Source organism: Kribbella sp. CA-247076 (assembly GCF_050942445.1).
GTDB lineage: Bacteria > Actinomycetota > Actinomycetes > Propionibacteriales > Kribbellaceae > Kribbella.
In genome coordinates, this window is record NZ_CP192051.1 from 3,705,610 (window position 1) to 3,732,183 (window position 26,574).

Below are 26,574 nucleotides of genomic sequence, written 5' to 3' on the forward strand. Positions count from 1 at the left end.
CTCAGAACTGAAGGATGGCGGCCACCCTTCCGGGTGACCGCCATCGAGCCTCTATGACTTTGGCGCCGTCGTTGGCGCGTTTTTGAAGCTTGGGCTTACCGCTCGTCCTCCGTGGCGACGGCCGGGGTGGCGTCGAGCCGGCCCGTCTCGTCGTGGATGGTGATCGCGATGTTGCGCAGCTTCTCCGCGTGCTCCCGGCTGTGGTGGGCGCAGAAGAGCAGCTCCCCACCGGAGGTCAGGGTGACACGGACGTAGGCCTGCGCGCCGCAGCGGTCACAACGGTCCGCAGCCGACAGGGTCGAACTCGGGGCGAGTGCTGTAGTCACTTGAGGCCTCATCTCATCTAGTTCCGTACTCACCAGATAGCAACATCCTGACATGCGGATCGCTTCCCGGATGGGCCAGCGTGTCCGTATGTGAGACGAACCACCTGTTCCCGTATGACGCATCTTGACGACGAATCGTTTCGGATACGGGGCAATTGTTGTTTCCGGCGAGTGTCGGGCGTGTCTTCTCTCACTGTGCGCCATGGTGTCGTCACAGCGCGCTGAAGTTCGGAGTGTCGTAGACCACTCGAGATCGAGTCCGGATCGATACCTGCGAAAACACCTTTCTGGACGGCGATCCACCTGCGAATCGTTGCCTCCGGGGTACCCGGCCGGATCCGCCGCCACACCACCGGCCGGACCACCGCCTGCCGGGATTTGGGGGTACGGCGGCATAGGGTGGGAACATGCGTTCGGACCCGGCCGGTCCTGGACGCTGTGCAGTCAGCGTGTGAACCCGTGAAGGAGCCCAGTGGCCGCCCCGACGCCTCGCAGTACCGAGCTCGACCCGACGTACAACGCCCGTCACCTGCTCGTCCTCGAAGGACTCGAGGCGGTCCGGAAACGGCCGGGTATGTACATCGGGTCCACCGACAGCCGCGGCCTGATGCACTGCCTGTGGGAGATCATCGACAACGCCGTCGACGAGGCCCTGGCCGGGCACGGCGACCGGATCGATGTCGTGCTGTACAAGGACGGGTCGGTCGAGGTGAAGGACCGGGCCCGCGGCATCCCGGTCGACGTCGAGCCGAAGACCAAGCTCAGCGGTGTCGAGGTCGTGTTCACCAAGCTGCACGCCGGCGGCAAGTTCGGCGGCGGCTCGTACAACGCGTCCGGCGGTCTGCACGGTGTCGGCGCCTCGGTGGTGAACGCGCTGTCCGCGCGCCTCGATGTCGAGGTCGACCGCGGCGGCACGGTCTGGACCACCTCGTTCCGGCGCGGTGTGGCCGGCGAGTTCGACGGCGAGGGGGCGAGCGCGGCCTTCACCCCGGCGAAGGGCCTGCGCAAGGCCGGCCGGGCGAAGAAGGGCGTCACCGGCACCCGGATCCGCTACTGGGCCGACCGGCAGATCTTCACCCGGGACGCGTCCTTCAACTACGACGAGCTGGTCACCCGGGCGCGGCAGACGTCGTTCCTGGTGCCGGGCCTCGAGCTGGTGATCCGGGACGAGCGCGGCGACGAGGTCACCGAGGAGTCGTTCAAGCACGACGGCGGGATCAGCGAGTTCTGCGAGTTCCTGGCCACCGACCAGAAGGTCACCGACGTGATCCGGCTGACCGGCACCGGGAACTTCACCGAGACCGTGCCGATGCTCGACGACGCCGGGCACATGACCCCGACCGACGTCGAGCGTGAGCTGGAGGTCGACATCGCGGTCCGCTGGGGCGACGGGTACGAGACCGAGCTCCGCTCGTTCGTGAACATCGTGGCTACGCCGAAGGGCGGCACGCACGTGGCCGGCTTCGAGCGGGCGCTGTCGAAGAGCTTCACCAACGCCCTCGACGGCACCCGGCTGCTGAAGAACGGCGAGGAGATCATCAAGGACGACGTCCTCGAGGGCCTGACCTCGGTGGTGACGGTCCGGCTGGCCGAGCCGCAGTTCGACGGACAGACCAAGGAGGTGCTCGGGACGCCGGCGGCCTCGCGGATCGTCGCGAAGGTCGTGCAGAAGGAGCTCGAAGCCTTCCTGACCTCGAACAAGCGCGAGCACAAGGCGCAGGCCCGGGCGGTGCTGGAGAAGGTGGTCGCCGCCTCCCGCACCCGGGTGGCCGCGCGTCAGCACCGGGAGCTTCAGCGGCGCAAGACCGCGCTGGAGTCGTCGGCCCTGCCGGCCAAGCTGGCCGACTGCCGCAGCAACGACGTCGACCGGTCCGAGCTGTTCATCGTCGAGGGTGATTCGGCGCTCGGTACGGCGAAGCTCGCCCGCAGCTCGGAGTTCCAGGCCCTACTGCCGATCCGCGGCAAGATCCTGAACGTGCAGAAGGCGTCGGTCGGCGACATGCTGAAGAACGCCGAGTGCGCGTCGATCATCCAGGTCGTCGGCGCCGGCTCGGGCCGCAGCTTCGACCTCGAGCAGGTCCGCTACGGCAAGATCATCTTCATGGCCGACGCCGACTCCGACGGCGCCCACATCCGCTGCCTGCTGGCCACGCTCTTCTTCCGGTACATGCGCCCCCTGGTCGACGCGGGTCGCGTCTACACCGCCGTACCGCCGCTGCACCGGTTCGAGCTGACGAACCCGAAGAAGGGCCAGGAGAAGTACCTGTACACCTACAGCGACGCGGAGTACCAGCGGAAGACGGCCGAGCTGATGAAGAAGGGCGTCCGCTGGAAAGAGCCACCGCAGCGCTACAAGGGCCTCGGTGAGATGGACGCCGACCAACTGGCCGAAACCACCATGGACCCCCGCCACCGCACGCTCCGCCGCATCACCGTCGACGACGGCGAAGCCGCCGCCACCGTCTTCGACCTCCTGATGGGCAACGACGTGGCCCCCCGCAAGGAATTCCTCGTCCAAGGCGCCTACGAACTCGACGAAACCCGCATCGACGTCTGAGCAACCCAGGTCGTGGACCGATGAGGTTTTCGCGTGGGGGTCGTCTGTACGTGGGAGATCTACTCACGAGAGGGCTGGTGGGATGCGGAAACTGAGTTTTGGGATGAACGTGAGCTTGGACGGGTACGTCGCCGCGCCGGGTGACGACATCGGGTGGAGTGCGCCGGGCGATGAGTTGTTTCAGTGGTGGTCGGACCGGGTGGGGGCGACCGGTCTGGCGCTGTACGGGCGGAAGCTGTGGGACACGATGAATCCCCACTGGCCGACCGCTGACCAGCAGCCCGGTGTCACGCCGGCGGAGGCCGAGTTCGCGCGCCGGTGGCGGGAGATGCCGAAGGTGGTGTTCTCCTCGACGATCAGCACGGTTGAGGGAAACGCTCGCCTGGTCACCGGCGACGCGGTTGCCGAGATCACCCGGCTCAAGGCCGAGGACGGCGGCCCGATAGACATCGGCGGCGCCACGCTCGCCGCGGCCGCGATGCGGGCCGGGTTGATCGACGAGTACATCCTGGCCACCGCGCCGGTCCTGGTGGGCGGCGGTACGCCGTTCTTCACGGCCCTGGACAACTGGGTGAACCTGACCCTGGTGGAGACCCGGACGTTTCCGGACGGCGTGGTGCTGACCCGCTACGAGACGAGGCGATGAGCACGGACCTGCTGCTCGGCCGTTAAGGCCAGGTCTGGCGTCTCACCCCCGGCTCTCGGGCACTTCGTCCGATGGCAGGGCCGGGGGTATGCCCAGCCATGGTTTGCCGCCGGCGTCGAAGCCGGTGAGCTCGGCGATCTTCCCGTCGACGATGTGCAGGACCGAGATGGCGAACAGCCGGTACGTCGGGTCGTCAGGCGTGCGGAGGTACAGCGCGGCGGCAGGCATGCGGTTGACCGTCGTGGTGATGCCGCGCCAGTCGTCGTACCCGCGCTGGAAGAGCCCACCGGAGACCCAGCCGTCCACCGCGTCCTTGGCTGTGCTCACCGAGGTTCCCGCCTCGGGCAGCATCGCGAAGCGCAGGTCGTCGCGCAGCAGGGACGCCAGGCCGTCCAGGTCGTTGCGCTCATGGGCGTCGATGTACGACTTCACCACCCCGCGCTCGTCGCTCGACAGCTCGTGGGTGGCGGGACTCCGCCAATCGAGGCGGCGGTCGGGCAGTTGCTCGCGCATCGTCGTACGCGCCCGCTGCAGTGCGCTGGTCACCGATGCGACGGTCAGCTCGAGGGCGTCGGCGGCCTTCGACGCCGGCCAGCCGAGGACGTCGCGCAGGACGAACACCGCCCGCTGCCGCGGCGGCAGGTGCTGGACGGCGACGATGAACGCCAGCTCGATCGTCTCCCGGGCCACCACCGATTCCTGCGGGTCCTCGGGGAGCATCCGGTCGGGGTAGGGCTGCAGGTATAGCACCTCGTCGGAGCCGGAGTCCGGCAGCCCGGCGGGCACGGGGGTGCGGTCGTTGCGCTTCTCGAGGAAGTCGAGGCAGGCGTTCGTCGCGATCCGGTACAGCCACGTCCGCAGCGCGGCCTGGCCTTTGAACGACTCCCGCTTGTTCCACGCTCGCAGGAACGTCTCCTGCGTCAGGTCCTGGGCATCCTCGAAGTTCGCGAGCATCCGATAGCAGTGCACTTGCAACTCACGCCGGTGGCGCTCCGTGATGAGCGCGAACCGCGCCGAATCGCCTGAGCGGACCGCGGCGAGAAACGCGTCGGTGCCGTGCGGCCTGGAGTCGGTCATGGTCATCAATCCTTCCACCGGTGCGGGGGCTGAAGAACTGACGACGCGGCGGGCGATTCCTGATCGGTGCAATGCTGAACAGCTCGATCGGCGATGATGCGGGTATGACGTCTCGGCTCGCCTGCTTCGATCTGGACAATACGCTGATCGATCGGGACGGGGCGTTCGTGGCGTGGGCCCGGTGGTGGGTGGGGCGGGCTGGGTTGGGGGAGGACGCCGTCGCCTGGCTGGTTGCTCATGACAACGGCGGGTTCCGCGCGCGGGAAGCCTTGTTCGGTGGCTTTCGGGACGCGTTCGGGGTGCGGTCGTCGGTCGAGGAGTTGGTGGCCGCGTACGACGTGGAGCATCCACCGTTCACCTGGGTCGAGCAGGCGGTCCTGGACGGGATCGCCTCCCTGCGTACGGCGGGTTGGCGGGTGGCCGTGGTCACCAACGGGAACGTCGTCCAGCAGACCGCGAAGCTGGAGCACACCGGGATCGCCGGTGCGGTCGACTACTGCTGCATCTCGCAGGCGGCCGGCGTACGCAAACCCGACGCCCGGATCTTCTCCGTCGCGGCTGAGGGTGCTGGGGTAACGCTGGACGGTGGGTGGATGGTGGGCGATCACCCGTCGTACGACGTCGCGGGTGGGATCAACGCCGGGTTGCGAACGATCAGGATCGGCCGGAACCACCAGGTGGAGACGCCGCGGGCCGACCATCACTTCGACTCGGTGCTCGACGCCTTCCCGGTCATCCTCGCGAGCTGACCTGGAGCGGTCAGGATCCGGGCCGGTGTGCGCTCGTAGTGATCAGTTTGCTGATCACTACGACGCTGGGGGTGATCAGAAAACTGATCACTCCCAGCGCAATGTCGAAGTGTCGACAATGTCGACATTGCCGCGTCAGCTCAATGCGGCCCGCAACGTCGTGTGGGCACCCTGGACGATCGCTTCGCGGTTGGCCTCGTACGTCGGGTCCGTGATCGCCGTCGTGTTCGCCGGGTCGAAGGACAGCACCGGGACGTGCAGGTGGCCGGCCGGCATGGACGGGTCGAGCAGGTCGCGCTGCAGGGTGTTGCGGTACGCGACCTCGTTGGACAGGTAGCCGCCACCCGCGCCCTCGGAGGCGATCGAGCCCTCGGTCGGTCCGTCGGGTCGCCGGACCGGCGCGGTCTGGCCGGCCGGGATCTCCAGGACCGAGGTGTTCACGCGCATCCGGAACGGCGCGACGTCGGCCTGGGCCATCCGCGCGAGCGGCAGGCTCGACGTCAGCCACTCCGGACCGGGCGGCATGCTGGGGGAGACGACCGGCGCGTTCGTTGTGCCGCCGCCCCAGAGGTTGTTGTTGTCGCCGATGGAGCTGACCGACCGGCGCCGGCCGTTGAACACCTCGAGGTCGAAGATGCCCACCCTGCCTTGGCTGGCGGTCATGACCAGATCGGCCCGCTGCGGACCTCGGCGGTAGTGCGGCGCGAGGGCGTTCTCGACCATGTTCTCGTTGAAGTCGGTGTACCGGACCGGGAAGACCACTGTCTGGATCTGGTACGTCGTCCCGTTCACCACCCAGCGCCGTCCGTCCAGCGTGAGCGCGTTGGCACCGGACGGGTTGCCGATCCGGATGTCCGCGTCGAGCGTGAACGGGTCGAACCCGGTGACCAGGATCTTGCGTACGCCGGGCGCGAACCAGGTGCCGGTGATCCCGCGAGAGGTGTACTCGAGTGACCTGATCAGCCCGGCGCGTTCCGCCGTACCGAGGTCGAAGCGGGGTTGCCACTGGCGGAGGGCAAGCGCCATGGAAATGCGGGCCCAGTACAGGCCGCGGTCGTCGGTCGCCGGGAGGGCGCCGGGTGCGGTCTGCGGGTGCTGCGCACGATGGGTCGCCGTACGCCAGAGAGCTTCGCCTTGAATGCGGACGAGAACCGCCGCGGCTCGTGAGCTCGGCGCCGCGCACAGCAGCCGCTTGAAGAGCTCCACGTGCCGGTCGAAACCGGAGCGGTCGAGGATCTCGGCCGGGACCGACGGACCGCCGGCGATGCCGTTGTCGAGGCGCTGCTCCTCGACGGTGCCCTGGACGCCGCTGTCGAGGCAGCCGGTGACCGGGGCGGCGTGCACGGTGGGGGCGCCGGTCAGGGCGGTGGTCAGCGCGATCGCGCCGATGAGCAGGGAGCGTGAGAACGAGCTGGGGCGGAGTCTCATAACGGCTGTCTATCAGATCCCGGCGCCTGCGCCGAGACATTCCGAACACCCCCGGGTATTGCAGACAGTATGCAAGGGGTTACCTTCAGAAGGCGGTGATCGCCCACGCCGCCTTCTGAAGGAGCAGATCGTTGAGCATCACGTCTCGTCGCCGGCCGGTCGCCGGAACGCCCGTCACCTCGCGGCGCCGGTTCCTGACCACCGCCCTGCACACTACTCTCGTCGCCGGAGCCGGCACCGCCGCCCTGACCGCCTGCGCGGACGACGGTACGACGTCGGCCGGCCCGCCGGCGCAGCCCGCCGGCACGAACCCACCGAGTCCGCCACCTGTTGTGGACGGCAACCAAGCGCTGCAGCGGCTGCTGGACGGGAACGCCCGCTTTGTCGCCGACCGCGAGGAGAACCTGGACGAGGGCGTCGCCCGGCGCGTTGCCGTGAGCAAGGGACAGGAGCCGTTCGCGACGGTCATCGGGTGCGTGGACTCCCGGGTGCCGATCGAGCTGGTCTTCGACCAGGGGCTCGGCGACCTGGTCGTCGTACGAAGTGCCGGCGAGGCCCTCGACCACTCGGTGATCGGCAGCCTCGAGTTCGGGGTGGCCGAGTTGCACACGCCGTTGCTGATGGTGCTCGGTCACCAGCGGTGCGGGGCGCTGACCGCCACGATGAAGGCGGTGGACGCCGGTCAGCGTACGGCGGAGGCCGGCGAGATGGGGTACCTCGTGGAGTCGCTGGCTCCGGCGGTCCGGCAGGTCGCGGGCAAGCCGGGGGATCGGCTGACGAACGCGATTCACGCGAACGTCGAGCTGACCCTGGCGAAGCTCCGTCAGTCCCCGGTCATCGGTCCGCTGGAGAAGTCCGGCAAGCTCAAACTCGTCGGTGCGTACTACGAACTCGACACCGGCAAGGTCACCATCAGCTAGCCACCTCACACCGCGGACTGGCTACACGCAGAGCTGGGTCGTGAGGGTTGTGGTGGCCCAGTGGACCCACGTGTCGTGGGACCAGGAGCGGTTGCGGACCAGGAGCAGGTAGAGCTCGGGACTGAGGATCGCGTACAGGAGGTCGGCTGCCTCGTCGGCGGTCAGGTCTTCGCGGGCGCCGGGCTTGGTGACGAGGGCCTCGGCGGCCGCGCGCTGGACGACGTACCGCATGTCCTGGTCCTGCGGCCAGAGCGTGGAGACCTCGGGGTCGTTGGCGACGGCGGCCTCGAGGACGCGCATGATCGGGGAGACCCGCTCCAGGACCGCGCTCGACCCGGGTACGTAGCGGGCCAGGAGCTCCTCGGCGGTCGGGGCGGCGACGGCTTCGGTGAACCAGGGACGGTCCATGGTCGCGATCGGCTCGCTGTCGCCGGCGATGGTGACGTCGACCAGCTCCTTGAGCAGTGCGCGCTTGTTGCCGAAGACGAAGTAGATCGTCTGGACGGCGACACCGGCCTGGTCGGCGACGTCCTGGAGGTTGGTCGCGCCGTACCCGTCCCCGACGAACAGGTCGGTAGCGGCCTGGATGATCCGGCGCCGGGTCTCCTGGGCCTTCTCGGTGCGCTTGTTGAGCCGCTTGACAGGAGTCATGACTAGAGTCTATCTCTAGATTCATTCGCTATAAACAAACTCTAGTGAAAGGTTCTAGTCATGGCGCTCATCGCAGTGACACGGTTCGAGGCGGTCGACTCGGCGACGGTCGAGGAGGTGCGGAGCCGGCACACGGCTCTGGTCGGGGCGGTCCGGGCCGCGCAGGCGGGGCTGACCGAGGCGCGGCTCGGTCAGCTCGACAACGGTCAGTGGGTCGGCGTGTGGCGCTGGGACTCGGCGGACACGCTGAAGGCTGTCCGGGAGCTGGTGCCGTCGATGCCGGAGGTGAAGCAGGCGTTCGAGCTGGTCAAGCAGGACTCGGCCGTCGTCGACGAGATCGCGGTGGTCGACGAGCTCTGACGCGGTGCGTTCCGGACCGGGGTTCGACCTGGCGGCTGACGGGTCCCGGCCGAGTCAGAGGGTTGTGGGGAGCTCGGAGACGCGGAGTTTGGCGGTGCCGTAGGGGACGAAGGTCAGGTCTTCCGTGGGGCCGGTGGTGGTGACCGGGCTGGGTGGGGGTGCGGCGGCTGCGCCGTGTTCCAGCGTCCAGTCCGGCACCAGGCGGCCGGTGACCTGGAGCCGGACGGGCGAGGTTGTAAACGGGTGCCCGTCAGCAGCCGATCGGTGCAGCTCGGCGCTGGCCGGGTCGACGGCGTAGTTCCAGGCGGCGGTCGGGTGGACCTCGTAGGTGGCGTGCGGCTCCTCGCCGGTGAGCTTGATCCACTTCTCCGGCACGGCCAACGAGAACACGAGCGGCCCACGCTGGAAGGAGACCGCACCCAGCGGCCGCTCGACCGCCTGGACGTCAGCCCCGAGGTGAAGCCGCAAGGTCTGGCCACCTGATACCGCGACCTCGTGGACGGAGCCGGGCGCGAGCTCGACCGGTGGCGCGGAGTCGGTGGTCAGCGTCGCGTCCACCGCCCAGCCCGGGATGCGCAGGCGCAGCCGGCCCGATCCGCGGACGCTGATCTCCACGTCGTCCTCGAACGGGTACGACGTGGAGACGTCGACCGCCAGGCCGTCGTACTCGACTGAGCAGGGTGCGTAGGAGAGTGCCGTAAGCGCACCGTCGTCGGACCGCATCCAGAGGTGGGTGGTGAAGCGCGGCCAGCCCTGGTGCCGGTTGGCGGTGCAGCAGCCGAAGTGCGGCTCGAGGCCGAAGAGGTTCGCGTCCGGTCCGTTGTTCGTGTAAACGCGGTCCTCGGTGACGTGGCAGACGACCTGGTTCGCCTGCTGGACGTATTGGTGCGCCCATTCGTCGGCCGACGTACTCGCGGGCAGTGCGTTGAACGCGAGCCGCTCCACCAGGTCGGCGATCGGCTCGACCGCGCCCCAGGACTCGAGGGCGACTTCGAGCGAGGCGAGGTGCTCGACCACCGTGCACGTCTCGGTGCCTTGGCTCGGATGGCGGCCGGCGAGGTGCTCGTCGCAGCTGAACAGTCCGCTCGGCTGGCCGTGGTACTCGTCCAGTGCGGAGATCATCCGCAGCAGCCGGGTCTGCTGGTCGTCGCCGGAGTGCCGCCACCAGACCGGCATCGCCTTCAGGCCCATGGCGATGTTGACGCCGTGGGACGACAGGTAGACGTCGTTCATCCAGTTGCCGTCGTACTGCTCCTTGAGCTCGAGCAGCGTCGCCTCGGTCACCTTCTCGCGGTACGGCAGGTCGTCGGCGTACCCGAACCAGTCGAAGCCCTGCGCCCTGCACTTCACCGCCAGCGGCAGCAGCCAGTCCTCGCCGGTGAGGTCGTGCAGCTGGTTGATCACCCAGACGATGTCCGTCCACCGCGACCGCGCCCATTCCTGCAGCGGCCACTCGTCCAGGTGTACGTCGAGCAGCCGCAGGAACCGCAGCGCGGCCGGGATCACGCGCTCGTCGCCGGTCGCGTCCAGGTGCTGCAGCAGCGCTTTCAGCACGATTATCCTCGGCCAGACGTCATGGTCGGCGTACGTCGCCTCGCCGGACCGCGGACCGAACCAGCCGTCCGGGTGCTGGTGCTCGAGGATGTGGTCGACCCAGCGTCGGACCTTCGCCTTGAGCCGGTCGTCGTCGAGCAGGTAGGCGATCCCGGTGATGCCGTCGAGCCAGTACGGTCCGCGTTCCCAGCCTTCGGCATCACCGCCGATCCAGCCGCTGCGGGCGATGTCCGGCCAGAACTCGTCCAGGTGGCCGGCCATCCCGTCGGCCTGCAGGCGGAGACGTTCGAGCAGCCAGCCGCGCGGGCGGAGGGTCGTCAGCGGCAACGGGCGGAGGGCGGGCGGAAACAGTTCGGTACCCGGCACGGCCGGCAGCTCCTCGGGTCGGGGCGGGACGGGGCGATCCGCGCGGCGGCGGGCGGTCAGACGATCTGGGTGAGGCGGCCGGTGTCGACGTCGTACATGAAGCCGCCGACCAGGATGTCGTCGCCGATCAGCGGGTGCTCGCGCACCGCGGTCACGTCGTGGCGGAGGGCCTCGAGCTGGTCGGGGATGACGTGGATCGGCAGGTACCCGGCCGGCTTGCCGGCGGCCTTCTCCACCTTGGCGCGCAGGTCGTCCTCCGACATCGCCGCCATCGCGCAGCGGGTGTGCGGGATGACCATGATCCGGCGGACGCCGAGCAGTTGGACGCCGAGCACGAGCCCGGACAGGGTCACCTCGGTGACGCGGCCGCCGGCGCTGCGCAGCACCTTCGCGTCCCCCGGCTTCAGGCCGAGCATCTCCAGCGGCGGGATGCGCGAGTCCATGCAGGTGACGACCCCGACCCCGGCGTGCGCGATGCCGTCGAACCCGCCGTAGTGGAAGTCGGCGGCGTAGTCGGCGTTGGCGGCGAGCAGGTCTTCGAATCCGCTGGTCATCGGGCGTCACCCGGCACTGGGGTTCCGGCATGCAGGATGGACATGGCGAACGGCTCCTTTCCACAGGACTCCGGACGAGGTGGATCGGCGGGCGCGCTGGTGACCGGCACGGTCCAGGACCGGCCGTCGCGGTGCGCCACGATCACGGTTCCCAGGTCTTCGCCCACGACTCTGAGGGCGTCCAGCGCGAGCTCTCCGGTGAGCGTGCGGACGGCGATCTCCGCGACCTGGCCCGACTTGGTCCAGGTCGACCGTCCGCGCAACCCGGTCAGCACGGTCTCGCCGCGACGGCCGGCCTCGAGGACCGCGACCGCGCTCGCGGCGGTCAGGTGACCGTGCATCGTGCCCGCCGGCAGCAGCGTAGCGGTCGGGGCGAACCGGTGCCCACCGAGGTGGTTCGCCTCCCACACCTGGCCCGGCGCGACCGCGGACAGCGCCTTGACCAGCGGCCGGCCGAGCACCGCGCAGCACTCGTCCCGCTTCCCGTTCGTGCACACCAGCATCACCGGCTCGTCGATCACCGTCAGCGACGGCAGCGACGCGGTGACCGCGGCCAGGTCACCGCGGCGGACCGCGTCCAGATCGAGCCGGGAGAGCTCGCGCGCGTCGGCGACCCCGGCCCCCAGCAACCAGGTCCGGCCGGGTGTGGTCGAGGCGACGTACACCTGGTGCGGCCGGCCGTCGGGATCCGGGTGCCGGCCGGGGGAGCGGATCAGCCCGAACCGGACGTCCGCCTTCTTGCACGCGGCGTCGAACGTGCCGCCGAACTCCGGATCGAGGTGACTCTGCGTCGGCGCCTTGGCGCCCCACGGGCCCGGCTGCTCGACGACGACCCAGCCACTGGCGACGGCCGCCGTGCCGGGCAGTGGCTCACGCAACTCGCGACAGAACGTCGAGCACAGGCCCGGGCGGCCGGTCGCGTCGAGTCGTGCGGTCACCTCATCACCGTACGGCAGCCGGCACGGGTCTCCGGCACGATGACCATCATCTGTGCACAACGCCACGTTTCCCGAGCAGCAGTACGGCGAGAACGGCGGCCAGGAACGCGCAGCCGGCGGCCCCGGCGAAGATCGCGTGAACTTGTGAAACGGCCGCGTCCCGGAGCGCGTCGACGAACGGGCGGCACGACCCGGGGGACGACGGACACAGCTCGTTCGGCGACGGGACGTCCTCGACGATCGCGAAGTACCGGCGCAGGCCGATCGCGGTGAGCGCGGACACCCCGACGAGCATGCCGACCATCCGTGCGACCACGACGAGCGCGCTGACCAGGCCGTGGGTGTCCGGGGGAGTGGCGCCGAGCATCGCGGTGTTGACCGGCGACAACGCCAACCCGAAACCGAAGCCGCACAGCAGCAGTACGACGGTCGCCGGCCAGTGATCGAGTGCGTCGCGCCCCCAGAACGTCATCGCCACGAACATCGCCCCGGCCAGCGCGAGCCCACCACCCGTGATCAGCCCCAGCCCGTACCGCCGCGTCAGCCACCCGCCCACGACGGCACCGACGGGCAGGGCGATCAGGAACCGCAGCAGCACCAAGGCCGCGGCCAACTGCCCGCCACCCTGGGTCGTCCGGGCGAACACGGGTACGTCGACCAGCGCCGCGATCAACGCACAGCCGACCAGAAAACTGACCACCAGCGAACCCCAGGCCGGCCGCGGTCCGAGCAACCCGTGTGGCACGATCGCCCGTTCCGTACGCCGCTGCCAGCCGGCGAACGCCACCGCGAAGACGGCTGCCCCGACGAGCAACCACGGCCCCGCGGGTGCCATCAACTCGCGCTCGGGATCGGCGGTCGCGAACGCCAGGACGACACCGGCGAGTGCCAGCGCCAGCAGCAGCGCGCCCACGAGATCCACCTGCGCGAGCGTCTCCCGTAGCCGGGCCTTGCGGAGCAGGAGCGCGAACCACAGCAGGAAGAGGACAGCGGTGACGACGCCGATCGGAGTGAGCAGCCGGGAGTCACCGGCGAACGGAATGAACGGGATGCCGAGCGTGACGCCGGTCGCCAGCCGCTCGGGTGCCGTCAACGTCAGCCCCAGCGCGACACACGCCAGGAAGCCGACAGCCGCGGACACTGGCGGTGGCCGCCGGCCGCGGAGCAGGACGGCGAGGACCACTGCGACGACCAGGTTCAGCCAGAAGATGTACCGCCAGTCGGCCACCGCGAGCACCAACGCGCCCAGCAGCGGCCCCAGCACGGACCCGAGCTCCTGTACGGCGCCGACCACACCGAGCGGAAGGCCGCGACGATCGGCCGGCCAGAGGTCGGCGACCAGGGCCAACGTGGCCGGCACCAGCCCACCACCGCCGACACCTTGCAGGAAGCGGCCGAGGACGATCAGCGAGAGGTCGTACGCACCGGCCGTGATCAGCGACCCGACCGCGAACAGCACCAGGGCGCCGACCAGGACCGGGGTCCGGCCGACGACATCCGCGATCCGCCCGATCAGCGGCAGGACCGCGATGTACCCGAGCAGGAACCCGGAGATGATCGGCGCGGCGCGCTGCAACTCGTCCGCGGACAGCCCGGCGCCGGCCATCATGTCCGGCAGCGCCAGGACGACGACGTAGGTGTCGGCCGCTGCGAACGCGACCGCGATCGAGGCGAGCGTGAGCCGGACCCTCGGCCGGCCCACGGACGGGTCGGCGGTCACGGCTTGGTGATCTCGACCTGTTCGCCGTACCGGTCCAGGGTGACGTCGTAGCTGCTGGTGGCGCCGTCGTAGAACGGGCCGGTGATCGTTGCCGACACCAACTGCTTGGAGTCCTTGTCGATCTTGAACGTGCTCGGGAAGTCCTGGTCGGCCGGGGCCTTCGGGAAGATGCCTTGCAGCGACTTGCCCTGGACCGCGCCGGTGACCTCGGTCAGCACCTTGGCGCCGTCGCGGGTCTCACCTTTGATCTTCGGGTCCTTCAGCGTCGGCAGAACCGACGTCAGGCCCTTGTCCGGATCCAGCAGGATCGCCGGGTCCGGGGCGCCGAGGCCGACCAGTTGCTCGGGCGGCAGCTCGACGAACTTCGCCGTGAACGGCAGCTTGGCGTAGACCTTGCTGCCGACCGCGACCACCTCGGCGTCGATCGGCGAGCCGGCCGCCCGCACGGTCAGCTTGCCTTTGAACGCCGGTGCGTGCGTGGCCACGCCGTCGCCGCTGGCCAGGGTCTGCGCGTTCTCCGGCAGGTCCCGCCCGGTGAGCACGATGTGCACGCTGGCGGCCTCGTCGATGGTCTGCTTGGCCGCCGTCAGCAGCGCGACCGGATCGTCACCCGGCTGACCGTTGCCGCCGTCGGCGTCCTTCTTGTCGTCGGTGCAGCCTGCCAGCGCCAGCACCAGCACCGCGCCGAGCGCGAGCAGTCTCTTCATATGGTCAGCCTGCCAAATCAGGAGCGCATGCTGCGATGGGCTGGGCCACGGGTACGCCGGAACCGTCCCGCCGCGGGTCGATCGGAGGCAGGTCCACCGGCGCACCGCTGCTCGCGCTGGCCCGGACCGGGGCGGCGCCGACGAACCCGAGCAGCAGTCCGTCCTCGCCCTTGAGCAGCCGCTGGCAGCGCACCCCGCCGGTGCCGCGGCCCTTGCCTGGGTACTCGCTGAAGGGGGTCACCTTGACCGCGCCGACCTCGGTCCCCGGCAGTGCGGACGACGAGCCCGCGATCGTGACGACCTGCGCCTCACGGCCGGTGTCGACGGCTCCGAAGTACACGACCTTGGCGCCCTTGGCGAGCCGGACGCCGGCCATCCCGCCCGCGGTCCGGCCCTGCGGGCGGACCGCGGAGGCCGGGAAGTGCAGCAGTTGCGCGTCGGAGGTGATGAAGCAGAGCTCCTCGTCGCCGGTGGTCAGCTCGACCGCGCCGACGACCTCGTCGCCGTCGTTCAGCCGGACGATCTCCCAGGCGTCGCGGTTGCTCAGGTGGTCCGGCACGACCCGCTTCACCACGCCGCCCGTCGTCCCGAGCGCGACCCCGATCGAGTCCGGGTCCATCGTGGTCAGCGCGAGCGCCTTCTCACCCGGCTCCAGCGACACGAACTCCGCGACCGGGGCGCCGCCCTGCAGGTTCGGCGCGTTGGCGGTCGTCGGTACGGCGGGGAGGTCGAGGGACTCGAGCCGGATCAGCCGGCCGGCGCTCGTGATCAGGCCGTACTGGCCGCGGGCGGTGCTCTTCACCGCGGACACGATCGCGTCGTGCTTGGCCCGGGTGTCGCCGGTGCCGAACGGCTCGACGCCGTTGGTCCGGGCGAGCAGGCCGGTCGAGCTCATCAGCACCCAGCAGGGGTCGTCGGTGACCTCGAGCGGCACGGCCGCGGTCTTGGTGGCGCCGGACGACTCCAGCAACACGGTGCGGCGCGGGGTGCCGTAGGTCTTGGCGATCTCGGCCAGCTCGTCGGAGACCGTCTTGCGGAGCAGGTTCTCGTCCTCGAGGATCGCGGTCAGCCGCTCGATCTCGCGCTCCAGCTCGCCCTTCTCGGTCTCCAGCTCGAGCTTGGAGTACTTCGTCAGCCGGCGCAGCGGCATGTCCAGGATGTAGTTGGCCTGGATCTCGGTCAGGTCGTAGATCTCCATCAGCCGGCCGCGGGCCTGGGCCGCGTCCTCGCTGCCGCGGATGACCTGGATGACCTCGTCGATGTCGAGGATCGCGACCAGCAGGCCGTCGACGATGTGCAGCCGGTCCTGCGCCTTCTTCCGGCGGAACTCGCTGCGCCGGCGGACGACGTCGTACCGGTGGCCGAGGTAGACCTCGAGGAGCTCCTTCAGGCCGAGCGTGCGGGGCTGGCCGTCGACCAGGCAGACCGCGTTGATCGAGAACGAGTCCTCCAGCGGGGTCAGCTTGTACAGCTGCTCCAGCACGGCCTCGGGGACGAAGCCGTTCTTGACCTCGATCACCAGCTGGGTGCCGTTGGTCCGGTCGGTCAGGTCCTTGACGTCGGCGATGCCCTGCAGCTTCTTCGACTGGACCAGGGTCTTGATCTTCTCGATCACCTTCTCCGGGCCGACCGTGTACGGCAGCTCGGTGACCACGATGCCCTTGCGGCGGGCGGTGACGTTCTCGATCCGGGCGGTGGCGCGCATCTTGAAGCTGCCGCGGCCGGTGGCGTAGGCGTCCTTGATGCCCTCCAGGCCGACGATCTTGCCGCCGGTCGGCAGGTCGGGCCCGGGCACGAACCGCATCAGGTCGTCCAGGTCGGCGCCGGGCGTCTTGATCAGGTGCCGCAGCGCCTGGATCACCTCGACCAGGTTGTGCGGCGCCATGTTGGTCGCCATCCCGACCGCGATCCCGGCGGCGCCGTTGACCAGCAGGTTCGGGAACGCCGCCGGCAGCACCGACGGCTCCTCCTCCTGGCCGTCGTAGTTCGGCCGGAACTCGACCACGTTCTCGTCCAGGCCGGCGGTCATCGCCACCGCGGACGGGGCCATCCGGCACTCGGTGTACCGCATCGCGGCCGGGCCGTCGTCGAGCGAGCCGAAGTTCCCGTGGCCGTCGATCAGCGGCAGCCGCATCGACCACGGCTGCGCGGTCCGGACCAGGGCGTCGTAGATCGCGCCGTCGCCGTGCGGGTGGTACTTACCCATCACCTCACCGACGACGCGGGCCGACTTGACGTGGCCGCGGTCGGGGCGGATGTTGTTCTCCGCCATCGAGAACAGGATCCGCCGCTGGACCGGTTTCAGCCCGTCCCGCGCGTCCGGCAGCGCCCGGGAGTAGATCACCGAGTAGGCGTACTCCAGGAAGCTGGTGCGCATCTCGTCGGAGACGTCGACGTCGAGGATGCGCTCCTCGAAGTCCTCGGGCTCGGCGGTGGTGCTGGAACGGCGTGCCATGCGGGTTCTACTGCTCCTCGATCGAACCGGTACGGCGCCGCGACGGTCCGGCGCCGTGCCCATTGTCCCTGGTCGACAACGAAATGCCCGGCCACGACCCGCCCTCCTGCCGGAGAACCGCCGCCGTTGTGGTCTATTCCACCGCGGCAGACGGCTGCGACCGGCGCAGGATGTACGTCGTCGGGGCCAGGGCGGACCCTACCGCCAGGGTCAGACAGATCCCGGCGATACCCAGCAGCACACCCCACGGCACGGTCACCGGTACGTCGGTCATCCCGGCCGTCATCGCCCGCCGCAGCAGGACGCCGACGGTGACGGTGATCGCCGTACCGAGGCTGAGGGCGACCGCGCCGACCAGGGCGGACTCCCAGAGCACCATCCGGCGGATCTGGGCCGGCGTGGCCCCGAGCAGCCGGGAGGTGACGAACTCGTGCCGCCGCTGCAGACTGCCCATCAGCAGCGTGTTGGCGATCGCGATGGCGCTGTAGAGCGCGGCCGGTCCGAGCAGCAGGATCAGTCCGAACCGGTTGCCGTCGCGGACACCCTGCGCCTGCTCGGCCTCCCATTGGGCCGCTGGTACGGCGTTCTCGAGCGTCCCGAGCAGGTCGGCGCCGGGAGCGGGCTGGACGAAGATCCGCTCCGGCTCGGCGGTCGGCGCGTGCTTGCGGGCGAGGTCGAGCGGCACCAGGAACGACGGGCTCATGCCGAACGCGTCCGGGACGACGGCGACCACCCGGAGCTTGGCCGACGTCTTGTCCAGGAACGTCACCGACACCTCGTCGCCGACCCGGTAGCCCTCGAACCCGCTCATCTCCTTGCCCACAGCAACCGAGTTGCCGGTCAGCTGGGACAGGTCGCCGGCCAGCGGGGTCAGCCGACGGGTCTTGGCCGCGATCGCGGGATCGATGCCCTCGGCGTCCTCGAGCTGCGCGTAGTCCTCGCTGATCCGGACGAACTGCAGCGGCAGACCGGCGTCCGCCACGGCGACGCCGGCGGTGGAGGAAAGATGCGAATCGGTGACTACGACCGGTGCCTGGACCGCGTCGCGAATGGTCGCCTCCGCGCTGTCGGCCGCGAAGCTGAGGCTGAGGACCATCGACCCGGCGATCGCCGAGATGGCCAGGATCGGGGCCGCGAGCGAGGCGCTGCGGCGCGGAGCGGCGATCACGTTGCTGCGCCCGAGCAGCCCCGACACCCGGGTCCAGGTGGTCAGCGGCACGGCCCACAACCGGCTGATCCACGGCACGATCATCGGCGCCAGCAGCGTCAGGGCGATCACCAGCAGCATCGGCGTGAACATCGCCAGCGGGATCGCGCCCTCGCCGCTGGAGGGACGGATCAGCGTCAGCAGGGTGATCGAGCCGGCCAGGAAGATCAGTCCGAAGGCGATCCGCACCGGTCCGATCCGCGGCGGCTCCAGTGCCGCCTCGCGCAACGCGTCGATCGGGCCGACCCGTCCCGCCCGACGGGCCGCCGACCGGGCGCCGAGCATCGCCACGAGCAGCCCGGCGCCGACGGCGATCGCGAGCGGTGCCCAGGGCGAGGCCGGCTCCAGCTTCACCGGCGCGAGCTCGGAGTACGACGCCTTGCTGAGCAGGAGCGGGGTCGCCAACTGAGCGAGCACCGCACCGGTCAGCGACGCCGCCAGGGCGACGACGAACGCTTCGCCGAGGACCATCCGCCGTACCTGCCGCGGGGTCGCGCCGATCAGCCGGAGCAGGCCGAGTTCGCGGCGGCGGGAGGCGACCGCGAAGGCGAACGTGCTGGCGATGACGAAGATCGTGATGAAACCGGCGAGCGTGCCGACCATGCTGAGCACGGTCTGCAACCCGGACACGTCGGCGTCCGACAACGGCACCCGGACCTGTTGCGGCGGGGTGTCGTCGCTGCCCAGGGTCGTCACGGTCAGGCGCGCTGCGGCCGGGCCGTCGTAGGCGATCGTCGCGGCGGTCGCGGTGGCGGCCAGGCCGAGCAGGAAGACACCGACCGCGAGCGCGATGAACGAACCGGCGTACAGCGAGCGGTGCCGGCCGACGGTCTGACGGCTGAGGTGGAACATCACTTCTCCAGCGAGCTCATCGCGGCGGCGATCTGGGCCGGCGTACCGCGGTCGAGGTGGCCCGCGATCAGCCCGTCGGACAGGAACAGGACGCGTTCGGCGTACGCGGCCGCGACCGGGTCGTGGGTCACCATCACCACGGTCTGGCCGGCCCGGTCGGTTGCCTCCCGCAACAGCGTGAGCACCTGCCGGCTGGTCCCGCTGTCGAGCGCGCCGGTCGGTTCGTCGGCGAAGAAGACCGACGGCCGGGTGATCAGTGCCCGGGCGATCGCGACCCGCTGCTGCTGCCCACCGGACAGCTCCGCGGGCCGCCGCTTCGCCTTGCCTTCCAAACCGACCTGACCCAGCACCCGGTGTACGTCGTTCCGGCTCGGGCGGCGACCGGTCAGCCGCAAGGGGAGGGCGACGTTGTCGTACACCGTCAACGAGGGCAGCAGGTTGTAGGCCTGGAAGACGAACCCCATCTCCTTGCGGCGCAGCTTGGTGAGCGCGACCTCGTCGAGTCCGCGGAGGTTCACGCCGCCGAGGACGACGGTGCCCTCGCTCGGCTGGTCGAGGCCGGCCGCGCATTGCAGCAGGGTGGACTTGCCGGAGCCGGACGGACCCATCACCGCGGTGAACGACCCGCGCTCGAAGTGGTACGTCACGCCTCGCAGCGCGTCGACCGCGCCGGCCTTCGACCGGTAGGTCTTGGTGATCCCGTCCAGCAGCAGGGCGGGCGGTTCGGTGGGTACGACGCTCGGGTACGTCGGCGCGGTAGCGGTCATGTCACCAGGCAACCGCGGACCGGCCGCGGAGGCGCTGGCGTACGGAAGAGACCTGGAGTAGCGCGCACGCTACCGTCCACCGGCCGGTGACGGACCTAGGGTTGTCCAGGTGGAGAGACCGACGACGACCTGGTCCGCGATGGCGTCGCCGCGGTTCCTGGTGTCGTCCTGGCCGTGGCGCAGCTACGCGTACCTGCTCACCTCGGTCCCGGTCGGTGTCGTGAGCATCGCCGTACTGTTCGGGTTCGCGGGGGCGAGTGCGGTGCTCAGCCCGATCCTGATCGGGATCCTGTTGATCACGATGTTCCCGCTGATCGGGGTGGTGATCGGCCGGCTCGAGCGGTGGCGGGCGCGACTCGTGCTGGTCGGCGGGATCGACAGTCCGCACGCCGCCATACCCGCGTCGTTGTCGCTCCGGGAGAAGCTGAAGTTCCGGCGCCGGGAGCAGGCGTCGCTGCGGGCGCTCGGGTACGGGTTCGTGCTGGGCGTGTTCGTCTGGCCGTTCAGCGCGGCCGTGGGAGGCGTCAGCGCGGCCGTCCTGGGCATCACCCTGGCTTCTCCGGTGATCGCCGACGGCGACGAGATGGGCATGGGGCCGTGGATCCTCGACAGCGCACAGGAGGGGTTCCTCTTCCTGCTCGGCTTCGGACCGCTCTTCTTCGCCGTCAGCTCCTATCTGCTCGGGGTCCTCGCCGGCGCCGAGGCCGCGCTCGCCAAGGCGATGCTCGGGCCGCGCCAGGCCGAGCTGCAGCGGAACGTGGCCGAGCTCCGCCGGTCCCGGCTCGACCTGGTGGACGCGTTCGAGACCGAGCGCGCCCGGATCGAGCGGCATCTCCACGACGGTGTCCAGCAGCGGCTGGTCGGCCTGACCATGACGTTGGGACTGGCCGAGCTGGACCTGCCGGAGGGCGAGGGCAAGCGGCTGGTCGTGAAGGCGCATTCGGAGGCCGAGGCCGCGCTGGCGGACCTGCGGGAGGCGGTCCGGGGCATCCACCCGCGCGTGCTCGTCGACCACGGGCTCGAAGCCGCTGTACTGGAGGTCGCCGACCGGAGTCCGCTGCCGGTGACCGTGCAGCTGACGCTTCCCGCGCGACTGCCGCCGCCGATCGAGGCAGCGGCGTACTTCGTCGTCAGCGAGGCGCTCGCGAACGTCGCCAAGCACGCCCGCGCGAACACGTGCGACGTGACCGGCTGGGTCGAGCGCGATCGGCTGGTGATCAGCATCACCGACGACGGCATCGGCGGTGCCCGCGCCGGCGCCGGCACCGGACTGACCGGACTGGTGACCCGGTTGGACGCCTTGGGAGGCACACTCGACCTCGACAGCCCACCCGGTGGGCCGACTCGACTGAGGATGGAGTGCCCGTGCCGACTCGGCGACTGAGCATCGTGCTGGCCGAAGACTCGTTGCTGCTGCGCGAGGGTCTGGCCAGCATCCTGGACCGCGCCGGTCATGAGATACGGGACACCGTCGGGGACGCGGACACGCTCCTGGCCGTCGTCCGCAAGGAGCCGCCCGACGTGGTGATCACCGACGTCCGGATGCCGCCCGGTCACAGCGACGAGGGCCTGCGGGCGGCGGCCGCGATCCGCGCCGAGCTGCCGTCGATCGGGATCCTGGTGCTCTCGCAGTACGTCGCCGACGCGTACCTCTCCTCGTTGCTGGAGACAACCACCGGCGGGATCGGCTACCTGCTGAAGGACCGCGTGGGGCACGTCGCGGAGTTCCTCGAGTCGCTCGACCGGGTCGCGGACGGCGGGACCGTGGTCGACCCGGAGGTGGTCCGGCAACTGCTGGCGCGGCGCCGGAACGACGGGCCGTTGTCGGCGCTGACCCCGCGAGAGCTCGAAGTACTCGCGCTGATGGCCGAAGGCCGGGTGAACGCGTCGATCGCGGAGCAGCTGGTGGTCAGCGAGGCCGCCGTCCGCAAGCACGTCGGCAACATCTTCGCCAAGCTGCGGCTGGACGACGGGCTCGACCGCCGGGTCTCAGCGGTGCTGACGTACTTGCGCGGCTGAGAGAGGATCGAGGTATGGACGAGGACATCCGCAAGATCCTGGCCGACTGCGAGACGTGGGCCGTGGTGGGGCTGTCGAACAACACCAGCCGGGCGGCGTACGGCGTCGCGCGGTTCCTGCAGGGCCACGGCAAGCGGATCGTGCCGGTGCATCCGTCGGCCGAGACGGTGCACGGCGAGCAGGGTTACGCCACGCTGGCCGACATCCCGTTCCCGGTCGACTGCGTCGACGTGTTCGTCCGTTCGGAGCTGGCCGGCGACGTCGCGGACCAGGCGGTGGGAATCAACGCGAAGGCGGTGTGGTTCCAACTGGATGTAGTGGATCCGGACGCGTACACGCGGACGACGGCCGCCGGTCTCACCATGGCGATGGACCGCTGCCCGGCGATCGAGTGGGGGCGGCTGGGTCCGTCCTGACCGTCACCACCGAAGGGTTCTGATGCTCACCATCGACACCTCCACGGATTTCGGCACGCGGATCGAGCGTCAGCTCGGCGACGAGACGGTGATCTGGCTGACCACGGTCGGCCGGTCCGGGACGCCGGCGCCGAACCCGGTCTGGTTCCTCTGGCACGACGGCCAGGTGCTGATCGCCAGCCAGCCGGACAAGGCCAAGCTGCACAACATCACCGCGCAGCCGCGGGTCGCGCTCAACTTCAACGCCACCGACACCGGCGGCGACGTCGGGGTGATCTCCGGTACGGCGGCCGTCGACGACGCCCCGCTGAGCGGTGACGAGCTGGCGGCGTACGACGCGAAGTACGCCGAGGACATCGCCGGGCTCGGCATGACGAACGAGCAGTTCCACGCCGACTACTCGGTCGTCGTCCGCATCACCCCGGACAAACTCCGCGGCTTCTGAGCCTCAGTTGAGGTAGCCCTCGACCGTGTCGGCGGAGCGGGCCGTGGCGTCGTCGGGGTTCTCGCCGAACTCGCGCTTGGCGCGGCGCTGGCGGAGCAGGTCCCAGCACTGGTCGAGCTCGACCTCGAGGGCGCGCAGGCGGGCCCGCTCCTCCTCGCGGTCGATCTGGCCGGCGCTGTGCTTGGTGCGCAGCTCGTGCTCCTCGGCGACGAGTTCGTCGATCCGGCTGAAGATGCTGGTGTCATCGCTCATGGGGAAACCGTACGCCCGTCCGGAAGGGCCGACCGGGCCAGGAGCTCGGTGACGGTCAGGATCGCCAGCGTCTCGGCCGCGATCAGGCCGATCAGGACCACGAGCTGCAGCGCGGCGGCCTCGGTCGGTGACGCCCCGCCGAGCACCATGCCGACGAACGCGCCGGGCAGCGACACCAGCCCGACCGTCCGGGTCTGGTCGAGCGCGGGCAGCAGCGCGTCGCCCGCGACCGGACCGACCACCTGCTTGAACGCGTCCGGCGGCAGCAGCCCGATCGACAACCCGGCCTCGAACTCGCCGTACCGGGTGCCGTACTCGTTCAGCACCCGCCGGCCCGCCAGCGTGGTCGCGGTCATCGCGCCGCCGATGATGATGCCGCCCATCGGCAGGATGGTCGCCGGGTTCCGCGGCACCACGCCGGGCAGGAGGAGCAGCAGCAGTACGGCGAACGCGCCGCAGCCGATCGCGGTCGCGCAGTACATCCACTGCCGTGGGATCACCGCCGTCGAGTGGATCCGCCGGGTGCTGGTCGCGGTCGCGACGACGAACATCACCAGCACGAACGCGATCGCGCCGAGCGTGTGCTGCAGGGCGACCCCGACCACCAGGCCGACCGCGGTCAGCTGCAGGACCGCGCGCACCGCGGCGGTGACGATCCCCTTGTCGTGCCGCAGCCCGGCGTACCGGGACGCGCCGACGCCGATCGCGATCAGCAGCGGCAGGACGACGACCGCCGCGAGCCCCAGCCCGGTGTCGAACGACATCCGCCCATTTCAGCACGCACCCCGCTGATCGGAACGGCTCGACTCACCCCTGCTTGAAGTCGGCCTCGTCGTACGCGTGCTCGCCCGGCTCACCTGCCTCCACCTTGGACGCCTCGTCCGCTCGCAGCTCGACCCGGCGGATCTTGCCCGAGATGGTCTTCGGCAGCGTGGCGAACTCGATCCGCCGGATCCGCTTGTACGGCGCGAGGTGGTCCCGGCAGAACTGCAGGATCTCGCCGGCCAGCTCCCGGCTCGGCGCGTGCCCGGCGGCCAGTACGACGTACGCCTTCGGCACCGCGAGCCGGACCGGGTCGGGCGACGGTACGACGGCCGCCTCGGCGACCGCCGGATGCTCGATCAGGACCGACTCCAGCTCGAACGGCGAGATCCGGTAGTCGCTGGCCTTGAACACGTCGTCGGAGCGGCCGACGTAGGTGATGTACCCGTCCTCGTCCCGGCCGGCCACGTCACCGGTGTGGTAGTGCCCGCCGCGCATGACCTCGGCGGTCAGCTCGCGGGCGTCGCGATAGCCCCGCATCAGCGGGACCGGGGCCGGCGCGAGCTCGATGCAGATCTCGCCGTCGTCGCCGATCTCGTCGGTCGACGGGTCGATCAGGGTGATCGTGTACCCGGGCAGCGGGCGGCCCATCGAGCCGGGCTTGACCGGCTGGCCCGGCGTGTTGCCGATCTGCGCGGTCGTCTCGGTCTGCCCGTACCCGTCCCGGATGGTGATACCCCAGGCGTTGCGGACCTGCTCGATCACCTCGGGGTTGAGCGGCTCACCGGCCGAGATGCACTCCCGGATCTGGACCTCGACCGCGGACAGGTCGGCCTGGATGAGCATCCGCCAGACCGTCGGCGGCGCGCAGAACGTCGTCACGCCGTACGTCTGCAGGACCTGCAGCATCTTCTCGGCGTCGAACCGCGTGTAGTTGTAGAGGAAGACGGTCGCGCCCGCGTTCCAGGGCGCGAACACGTTGCTCCAGGAGTGCTTCGCCCAGCCGGGGGAGGAGACGTTCAGGTGGACGTCGCCGGGCTGCAGGCCGATCCAGTACATGGTCGACAGGTGGCCGACCGGGTAGCTGACCTGGGTGTGCTCGACCAGCTTCGGCTGACTCGTCGTGCCGGAGGTGAAGTAGAGCAGCAGCGAGTCGTTCGCGGCCGTGTCCACCTCGGGGACCGGTCCGTCGTACTGCGCCGAGTCGTCGTAGTGCAGCCAGCCGTCCACGGGATCGCCGACGGCGACGCGAAGACAGTGGTCGGCGATCCCGGCGTACCGGCCGGTCTCGGCGCTGCCGGTGACCACGGCCCGGACGCCGCCGCGCTCGATCCGGTCGGCCAGGTCGGCGTCGGTCAGCAGCGTGGTCGCGGGGATCATCACCGCGCCGGCCCGGATGCAGCCGAGCATGATCTCCCACAGCGGGACGGTGTTGCCGAGGACGACCAGCACGCGGTCACCCGGCTTCAGGTCCGCCTCGGTCAGCCAGCCGGCGACCCGCCGGGACCGCTCGGCCAGCTCGGCGTACGTGCGGGTGTTGACCTCGCCGTCCTCCTCGACGATCGTCAGCGCGGCCACCTCGGGCTGCTCGACCGCGAGCGCGTCGAACCAGTCCCGGGCCCAGTTGAACCGGTCGAACGCCGGCCAGCTGAAGTCCCGGTACGCCATCTCGTAGTCCTCCCGGTGAGCGACCAGGAAGTCCCGGGCCGCCCGGAACTCGCGGGTGACGTCCGAAGTGCTCTGCTCCGTCGACATGTCCCGCACATTACCCACCCAGCGCGAGCACCGACCCTGTCACGACGAGTGGCGTGAGAATCAGTCCGCGCCACAGGAACGACCACCAGGAGATGTCGACCCGGGCGGCGTCGCAGCGGTCCCGCCACAGGAGCGTCGCGAGCGACCCCCAGAGGGTGAGCAGGCAACCGCAGTTCACCCCGATCAGCAGGGCCGTCATCCGATGCGGACTGTCGGCGGCGACGGGCTCCATCGCCAGGTACGCCGGGAGGTTGTCGGCCAGATTCGCGCCGAGGGCCGCGGTCGCGCTCAACCGCAGCTCGGAGGTCGTCCCGGCGATCCGGCTGAGGATGGTCTGCAGGCCGTGGTCGGAGAGGAAGCCGACGACCAGGAAGAGTCCGGTCACGGTGACGACCAGCTTGGCCGGGATCAGCGACCACCGCAGTGCGCTCCGCCGCCGGATCGCGAACAGCACGACCAGCACGAGCGCTCCGGCCGTGGCCGGCCAGGCCACCTCGATCCCGGAGACGAACGCCGGCCCGAGCAGCAGGCACACGGCGGCCGATCCCCAGAACAGCACCTTGTCGTCCACGTGCGGTGTCGGCGGTACGTCGTACGTCCGCCGGAGATCGCGGTGGAACAGCACGGCCAGGACGGCGACCGTGATCAGGACCGCCGCGATCGCCGGCCGCCAGCTGAACGCGAGGAAGTGGGCGTCGAGCGCGCGGAACTGGTGCAGCGCGAGCAGGTTGGTCAGGTTCGAGACCGGGAGCAGGAGCGACGCCGTGCCGGCCAGCCAGACGGTGGTGAAGGCGAACAGCTTCGGCGGGATCCCGAGTTGCCGCGCCATCGACAGGACGACCGGGGTCAGCAGCACCGCGCAGGTGTCGAGCGACAGGACGATGGTGAGGCCGGTGGCGAGCACGACGACGAGCAACCAGAGCCGCCACACCCGGCCGCGGGCCAGGTGGGCGGCCTCACGAGCGGCGACGTCGAAAACTTTCGCCTGGTCGGCCAGCTCGGCGATCACGGTGACGGCGATCAGGAAGACCAGCACGGGGGCGATCCGTGCGACCAAATTCATGACCTCCGGGGGGACAGGTTGAGTAGGC

General features: G+C 70.1%; 25 protein-coding genes. 9 read left to right on the forward strand and 16 right to left on the reverse strand.

Annotated features, from left to right (window positions below):
* Positions 1 to 95 precede the first annotated feature (95 nt).
* Positions 96 to 338: a DUF7455 domain-containing protein gene (locus ACQPYZ_RS17590; protein WP_433169484.1), complete on the reverse strand. Its 243-nt coding sequence runs from the start codon at positions 336 to 338 to the stop codon at positions 96 to 98.
* 460 nt (positions 339 to 798) lie between these two features.
* On the opposite strand from ACQPYZ_RS17590, the gene ACQPYZ_RS17595 reads away from it, so the two are divergent.
* Positions 799 to 2,883: a DNA gyrase/topoisomerase IV subunit B gene (locus tag ACQPYZ_RS17595; RefSeq protein ID WP_433169486.1), complete on the forward strand. Its 2,085-nt coding sequence runs from the start codon at positions 799 to 801 to the stop codon at positions 2,881 to 2,883.
* Between the two features lie 82 nt (positions 2,884 to 2,965).
* Entirely contained in the window at positions 2,966 to 3,529 is a 564-nt protein-coding gene (locus tag ACQPYZ_RS17600; protein ID WP_433169488.1) for a dihydrofolate reductase family protein, read from the forward strand.
* A 42-nt stretch (positions 3,530 to 3,571) separates the two neighbouring features.
* Here ACQPYZ_RS17600 and ACQPYZ_RS17605 read toward each other — a convergent pair whose 3' ends face one another.
* Entirely contained in the window at positions 3,572 to 4,606 is a 1,035-nt protein-coding gene (locus ACQPYZ_RS17605; RefSeq protein WP_433169490.1) for an RNA polymerase subunit sigma-70, read from the reverse strand.
* 104 nt (positions 4,607 to 4,710) lie between these two features.
* Between ACQPYZ_RS17605 and ACQPYZ_RS17610 the strand changes: the two genes are divergently transcribed.
* Positions 4,711 to 5,355, forward strand: coding sequence for an HAD family hydrolase (locus ACQPYZ_RS17610; protein ID WP_433169492.1), 645 nt, complete (start codon positions 4,711 to 4,713; stop codon positions 5,353 to 5,355).
* A gap of 135 nt (positions 5,356 to 5,490) precedes the next feature.
* Here ACQPYZ_RS17610 and ACQPYZ_RS17615 read toward each other — a convergent pair whose 3' ends face one another.
* On the reverse strand, positions 5,491 to 6,783 hold the full coding sequence (locus tag ACQPYZ_RS17615; RefSeq protein ID WP_433169494.1) for a hypothetical protein: 1,293 nt from the start codon (positions 6,781 to 6,783) through the stop codon (positions 5,491 to 5,493).
* 131 nt (positions 6,784 to 6,914) lie between these two features.
* Here ACQPYZ_RS17615 and ACQPYZ_RS17620 point away from each other — a divergent pair, with 131 nt between their 5' ends.
* A complete protein-coding gene (locus tag ACQPYZ_RS17620) occupies positions 6,915 to 7,703 on the forward strand; it encodes a carbonic anhydrase (protein ID WP_433169496.1) in 789 nt (262 codons plus the stop codon).
* Positions 7,704 to 7,724: 21 nt separating this feature from the next.
* Here ACQPYZ_RS17620 and ACQPYZ_RS17625 read toward each other — a convergent pair whose 3' ends face one another.
* Positions 7,725 to 8,354 (reverse strand): TetR/AcrR family transcriptional regulator, encoded by a 630-nt coding sequence (locus ACQPYZ_RS17625; RefSeq protein WP_433169498.1) that lies wholly within the window; start codon positions 8,352 to 8,354, stop codon positions 7,725 to 7,727.
* Between the two features lie 60 nt (positions 8,355 to 8,414).
* On the opposite strand from ACQPYZ_RS17625, the gene ACQPYZ_RS17630 reads away from it, so the two are divergent.
* Positions 8,415 to 8,714 (forward strand): hypothetical protein, encoded by a 300-nt coding sequence (locus ACQPYZ_RS17630; protein ID WP_433169500.1) that lies wholly within the window; start codon positions 8,415 to 8,417, stop codon positions 8,712 to 8,714.
* 54 nt (positions 8,715 to 8,768) lie between these two features.
* Here ACQPYZ_RS17630 and ACQPYZ_RS17635 read toward each other — a convergent pair whose 3' ends face one another.
* From ACQPYZ_RS17635 to ACQPYZ_RS17670, 8 genes are all read right to left on the reverse strand, one after another.
* Positions 8,769 to 10,634, reverse strand: coding sequence for a beta-L-arabinofuranosidase domain-containing protein (locus ACQPYZ_RS17635; protein ID WP_433169502.1), 1,866 nt, complete (start codon positions 10,632 to 10,634; stop codon positions 8,769 to 8,771).
* A 56-nt stretch (positions 10,635 to 10,690) separates the two neighbouring features.
* Complete coding sequence (locus ACQPYZ_RS17640) at positions 10,691 to 11,188, reverse strand: beta-class carbonic anhydrase (RefSeq protein WP_433169504.1); 498 nt, start codon at positions 11,186 to 11,188, stop codon at positions 10,691 to 10,693.
* Entirely contained in the window at positions 11,185 to 12,126 is a 942-nt protein-coding gene (locus ACQPYZ_RS17645) for a sucrase ferredoxin (protein WP_433169506.1), read from the reverse strand. Before ACQPYZ_RS17645 ends, ACQPYZ_RS17640 begins: the two co-directional genes overlap by 4 nt.
* A gap of 46 nt (positions 12,127 to 12,172) precedes the next feature.
* Positions 12,173 to 13,846, reverse strand: a complete 1,674-nt coding sequence (locus ACQPYZ_RS17650) for an MFS transporter (RefSeq protein WP_433169508.1) — start codon at positions 13,844 to 13,846, stop codon at positions 12,173 to 12,175.
* Positions 13,843 to 14,553, reverse strand: coding sequence for an LppX_LprAFG lipoprotein (locus tag ACQPYZ_RS17655; protein ID WP_433169510.1), 711 nt, complete (start codon positions 14,551 to 14,553; stop codon positions 13,843 to 13,845). Before ACQPYZ_RS17655 ends, ACQPYZ_RS17650 begins: the two co-directional genes overlap by 4 nt.
* Before the next feature lie 4 nt (positions 14,554 to 14,557).
* Positions 14,558 to 17,008, reverse strand: a complete 2,451-nt coding sequence (locus ACQPYZ_RS17660; RefSeq protein ID WP_433169512.1) for a DNA gyrase/topoisomerase IV subunit A — start codon at positions 17,006 to 17,008, stop codon at positions 14,558 to 14,560.
* A gap of 133 nt (positions 17,009 to 17,141) precedes the next feature.
* Entirely contained in the window at positions 17,142 to 19,067 is a 1,926-nt protein-coding gene (locus ACQPYZ_RS17665) for an FtsX-like permease family protein (RefSeq protein WP_433169514.1), read from the reverse strand.
* Complete coding sequence (locus ACQPYZ_RS17670; protein ID WP_433169516.1) at positions 19,067 to 19,834, reverse strand: ABC transporter ATP-binding protein; 768 nt, start codon at positions 19,832 to 19,834, stop codon at positions 19,067 to 19,069. The genes ACQPYZ_RS17665 and ACQPYZ_RS17670 overlap by 1 nt, the downstream gene beginning before the upstream one ends.
* A gap of 109 nt (positions 19,835 to 19,943) precedes the next feature.
* Between ACQPYZ_RS17670 and ACQPYZ_RS17675 the strand changes: the two genes are divergently transcribed.
* The 4 genes from ACQPYZ_RS17675 to ACQPYZ_RS17690 are packed head-to-tail and all read left to right on the forward strand — an operon-like array spanning position 19,944 to position 22,714.
* Complete coding sequence (locus tag ACQPYZ_RS17675; protein WP_433169518.1) at positions 19,944 to 21,218, forward strand: sensor histidine kinase; 1,275 nt, start codon at positions 19,944 to 19,946, stop codon at positions 21,216 to 21,218.
* Positions 21,200 to 21,853: a LuxR C-terminal-related transcriptional regulator gene (locus tag ACQPYZ_RS17680; protein WP_433169520.1), complete on the forward strand. Its 654-nt coding sequence runs from the start codon at positions 21,200 to 21,202 to the stop codon at positions 21,851 to 21,853. Before ACQPYZ_RS17675 ends, ACQPYZ_RS17680 begins: the two co-directional genes overlap by 19 nt.
* Before the next feature lie 14 nt (positions 21,854 to 21,867).
* Positions 21,868 to 22,269, forward strand: coding sequence for a CoA-binding protein (locus ACQPYZ_RS17685; RefSeq protein WP_433169522.1), 402 nt, complete (start codon positions 21,868 to 21,870; stop codon positions 22,267 to 22,269).
* Between the two features lie 22 nt (positions 22,270 to 22,291).
* Positions 22,292 to 22,714, forward strand: a complete 423-nt coding sequence (locus ACQPYZ_RS17690) for a TIGR03667 family PPOX class F420-dependent oxidoreductase (protein WP_433169524.1) — start codon at positions 22,292 to 22,294, stop codon at positions 22,712 to 22,714.
* A gap of 3 nt (positions 22,715 to 22,717) precedes the next feature.
* On the opposite strand, the gene ACQPYZ_RS17695 is transcribed toward ACQPYZ_RS17690, so the two are convergent.
* Genes ACQPYZ_RS17695 through ACQPYZ_RS17710 form a run of 4 tightly spaced genes read right to left on the reverse strand, consistent with a single transcriptional unit; the run spans position 22,718 to position 26,546 of the window.
* Positions 22,718 to 22,966, reverse strand: coding sequence for a DUF2630 family protein (locus tag ACQPYZ_RS17695; protein ID WP_433169526.1), 249 nt, complete (start codon positions 22,964 to 22,966; stop codon positions 22,718 to 22,720).
* Positions 22,963 to 23,730 (reverse strand): ABC transporter permease, encoded by a 768-nt coding sequence (locus tag ACQPYZ_RS17700; protein ID WP_433169528.1) that lies wholly within the window; start codon positions 23,728 to 23,730, stop codon positions 22,963 to 22,965. Before ACQPYZ_RS17700 ends, ACQPYZ_RS17695 begins: the two co-directional genes overlap by 4 nt.
* 43 nt (positions 23,731 to 23,773) lie before the next feature.
* Positions 23,774 to 25,483 carry an AMP-binding protein gene (locus tag ACQPYZ_RS17705; RefSeq protein ID WP_433169530.1) on the reverse strand — a complete coding sequence of 570 codons (1,710 nt, stop codon included), beginning with the start codon at positions 25,481 to 25,483 and terminating at the stop codon, positions 23,774 to 23,776.
* Between the two features lie 10 nt (positions 25,484 to 25,493).
* Positions 25,494 to 26,546: an SLC13 family permease gene (locus tag ACQPYZ_RS17710; RefSeq protein WP_433169532.1), complete on the reverse strand. Its 1,053-nt coding sequence runs from the start codon at positions 26,544 to 26,546 to the stop codon at positions 25,494 to 25,496.
* Positions 26,547 to 26,574 lie beyond the last annotated feature (28 nt).

What these genes read in the sequence shown, in the direction of transcription:
- ACQPYZ_RS17630 (WP_433169500.1), top strand. Translation starts at nt 8,415, where the DNA reads ATGGCGCTCATCGCAGTGACACGGTTCGAGGCGGTCGACTCGGCGACG.
- ACQPYZ_RS17690 (WP_433169524.1), top strand. Translation starts at nt 22,292, where the DNA reads ATGCTCACCATCGACACCTCCACGGATTTCGGCACGCGGATCGAGCGT.
- ACQPYZ_RS17590 (WP_433169484.1), bottom strand. Translation starts at nt 338, where the DNA reads ATGAGGCCTCAAGTGACTACAGCACTCGCCCCGAGTTCGACCCTGTCG.
- ACQPYZ_RS17610 (WP_433169492.1), top strand. Translation starts at nt 4,711, where the DNA reads ATGACGTCTCGGCTCGCCTGCTTCGATCTGGACAATACGCTGATCGAT.
- ACQPYZ_RS17615 (WP_433169494.1), bottom strand. Translation starts at nt 6,783, where the DNA reads ATGAGACTCCGCCCCAGCTCGTTCTCACGCTCCCTGCTCATCGGCGCG.
- ACQPYZ_RS17605 (WP_433169490.1), bottom strand. Translation starts at nt 4,606, where the DNA reads ATGACCGACTCCAGGCCGCACGGCACCGACGCGTTTCTCGCCGCGGTC.
- ACQPYZ_RS17700 (WP_433169528.1), bottom strand. Translation starts at nt 23,730, where the DNA reads ATGTCGTTCGACACCGGGCTGGGGCTCGCGGCGGTCGTCGTCCTGCCG.
- ACQPYZ_RS17670 (WP_433169516.1), bottom strand. Translation starts at nt 19,834, where the DNA reads ATGACCGCTACCGCGCCGACGTACCCGAGCGTCGTACCCACCGAACCG.
- ACQPYZ_RS17625 (WP_433169498.1), bottom strand. Translation starts at nt 8,354, where the DNA reads ATGACTCCTGTCAAGCGGCTCAACAAGCGCACCGAGAAGGCCCAGGAG.
- ACQPYZ_RS17710 (WP_433169532.1), bottom strand. Translation starts at nt 26,546, where the DNA reads ATGAATTTGGTCGCACGGATCGCCCCCGTGCTGGTCTTCCTGATCGCC.
- ACQPYZ_RS17655 (WP_433169510.1), bottom strand. Translation starts at nt 14,553, where the DNA reads ATGAAGAGACTGCTCGCGCTCGGCGCGGTGCTGGTGCTGGCGCTGGCA.
- ACQPYZ_RS17685 (WP_433169522.1), top strand. Translation starts at nt 21,868, where the DNA reads ATGGACGAGGACATCCGCAAGATCCTGGCCGACTGCGAGACGTGGGCC.
- ACQPYZ_RS17660 (WP_433169512.1), bottom strand. Translation starts at nt 17,008, where the DNA reads ATGGCACGCCGTTCCAGCACCACCGCCGAGCCCGAGGACTTCGAGGAG.
- ACQPYZ_RS17705 (WP_433169530.1), bottom strand. Translation starts at nt 25,483, where the DNA reads ATGTCGACGGAGCAGAGCACTTCGGACGTCACCCGCGAGTTCCGGGCG.
- ACQPYZ_RS17665 (WP_433169514.1), bottom strand. Translation starts at nt 19,067, where the DNA reads ATGTTCCACCTCAGCCGTCAGACCGTCGGCCGGCACCGCTCGCTGTAC.
- ACQPYZ_RS17695 (WP_433169526.1), bottom strand. Translation starts at nt 22,966, where the DNA reads ATGAGCGATGACACCAGCATCTTCAGCCGGATCGACGAACTCGTCGCC.
- ACQPYZ_RS17600 (WP_433169488.1), top strand. Translation starts at nt 2,966, where the DNA reads ATGCGGAAACTGAGTTTTGGGATGAACGTGAGCTTGGACGGGTACGTC.
- ACQPYZ_RS17640 (WP_433169504.1), bottom strand. Translation starts at nt 11,188, where the DNA reads ATGACCAGCGGATTCGAAGACCTGCTCGCCGCCAACGCCGACTACGCC.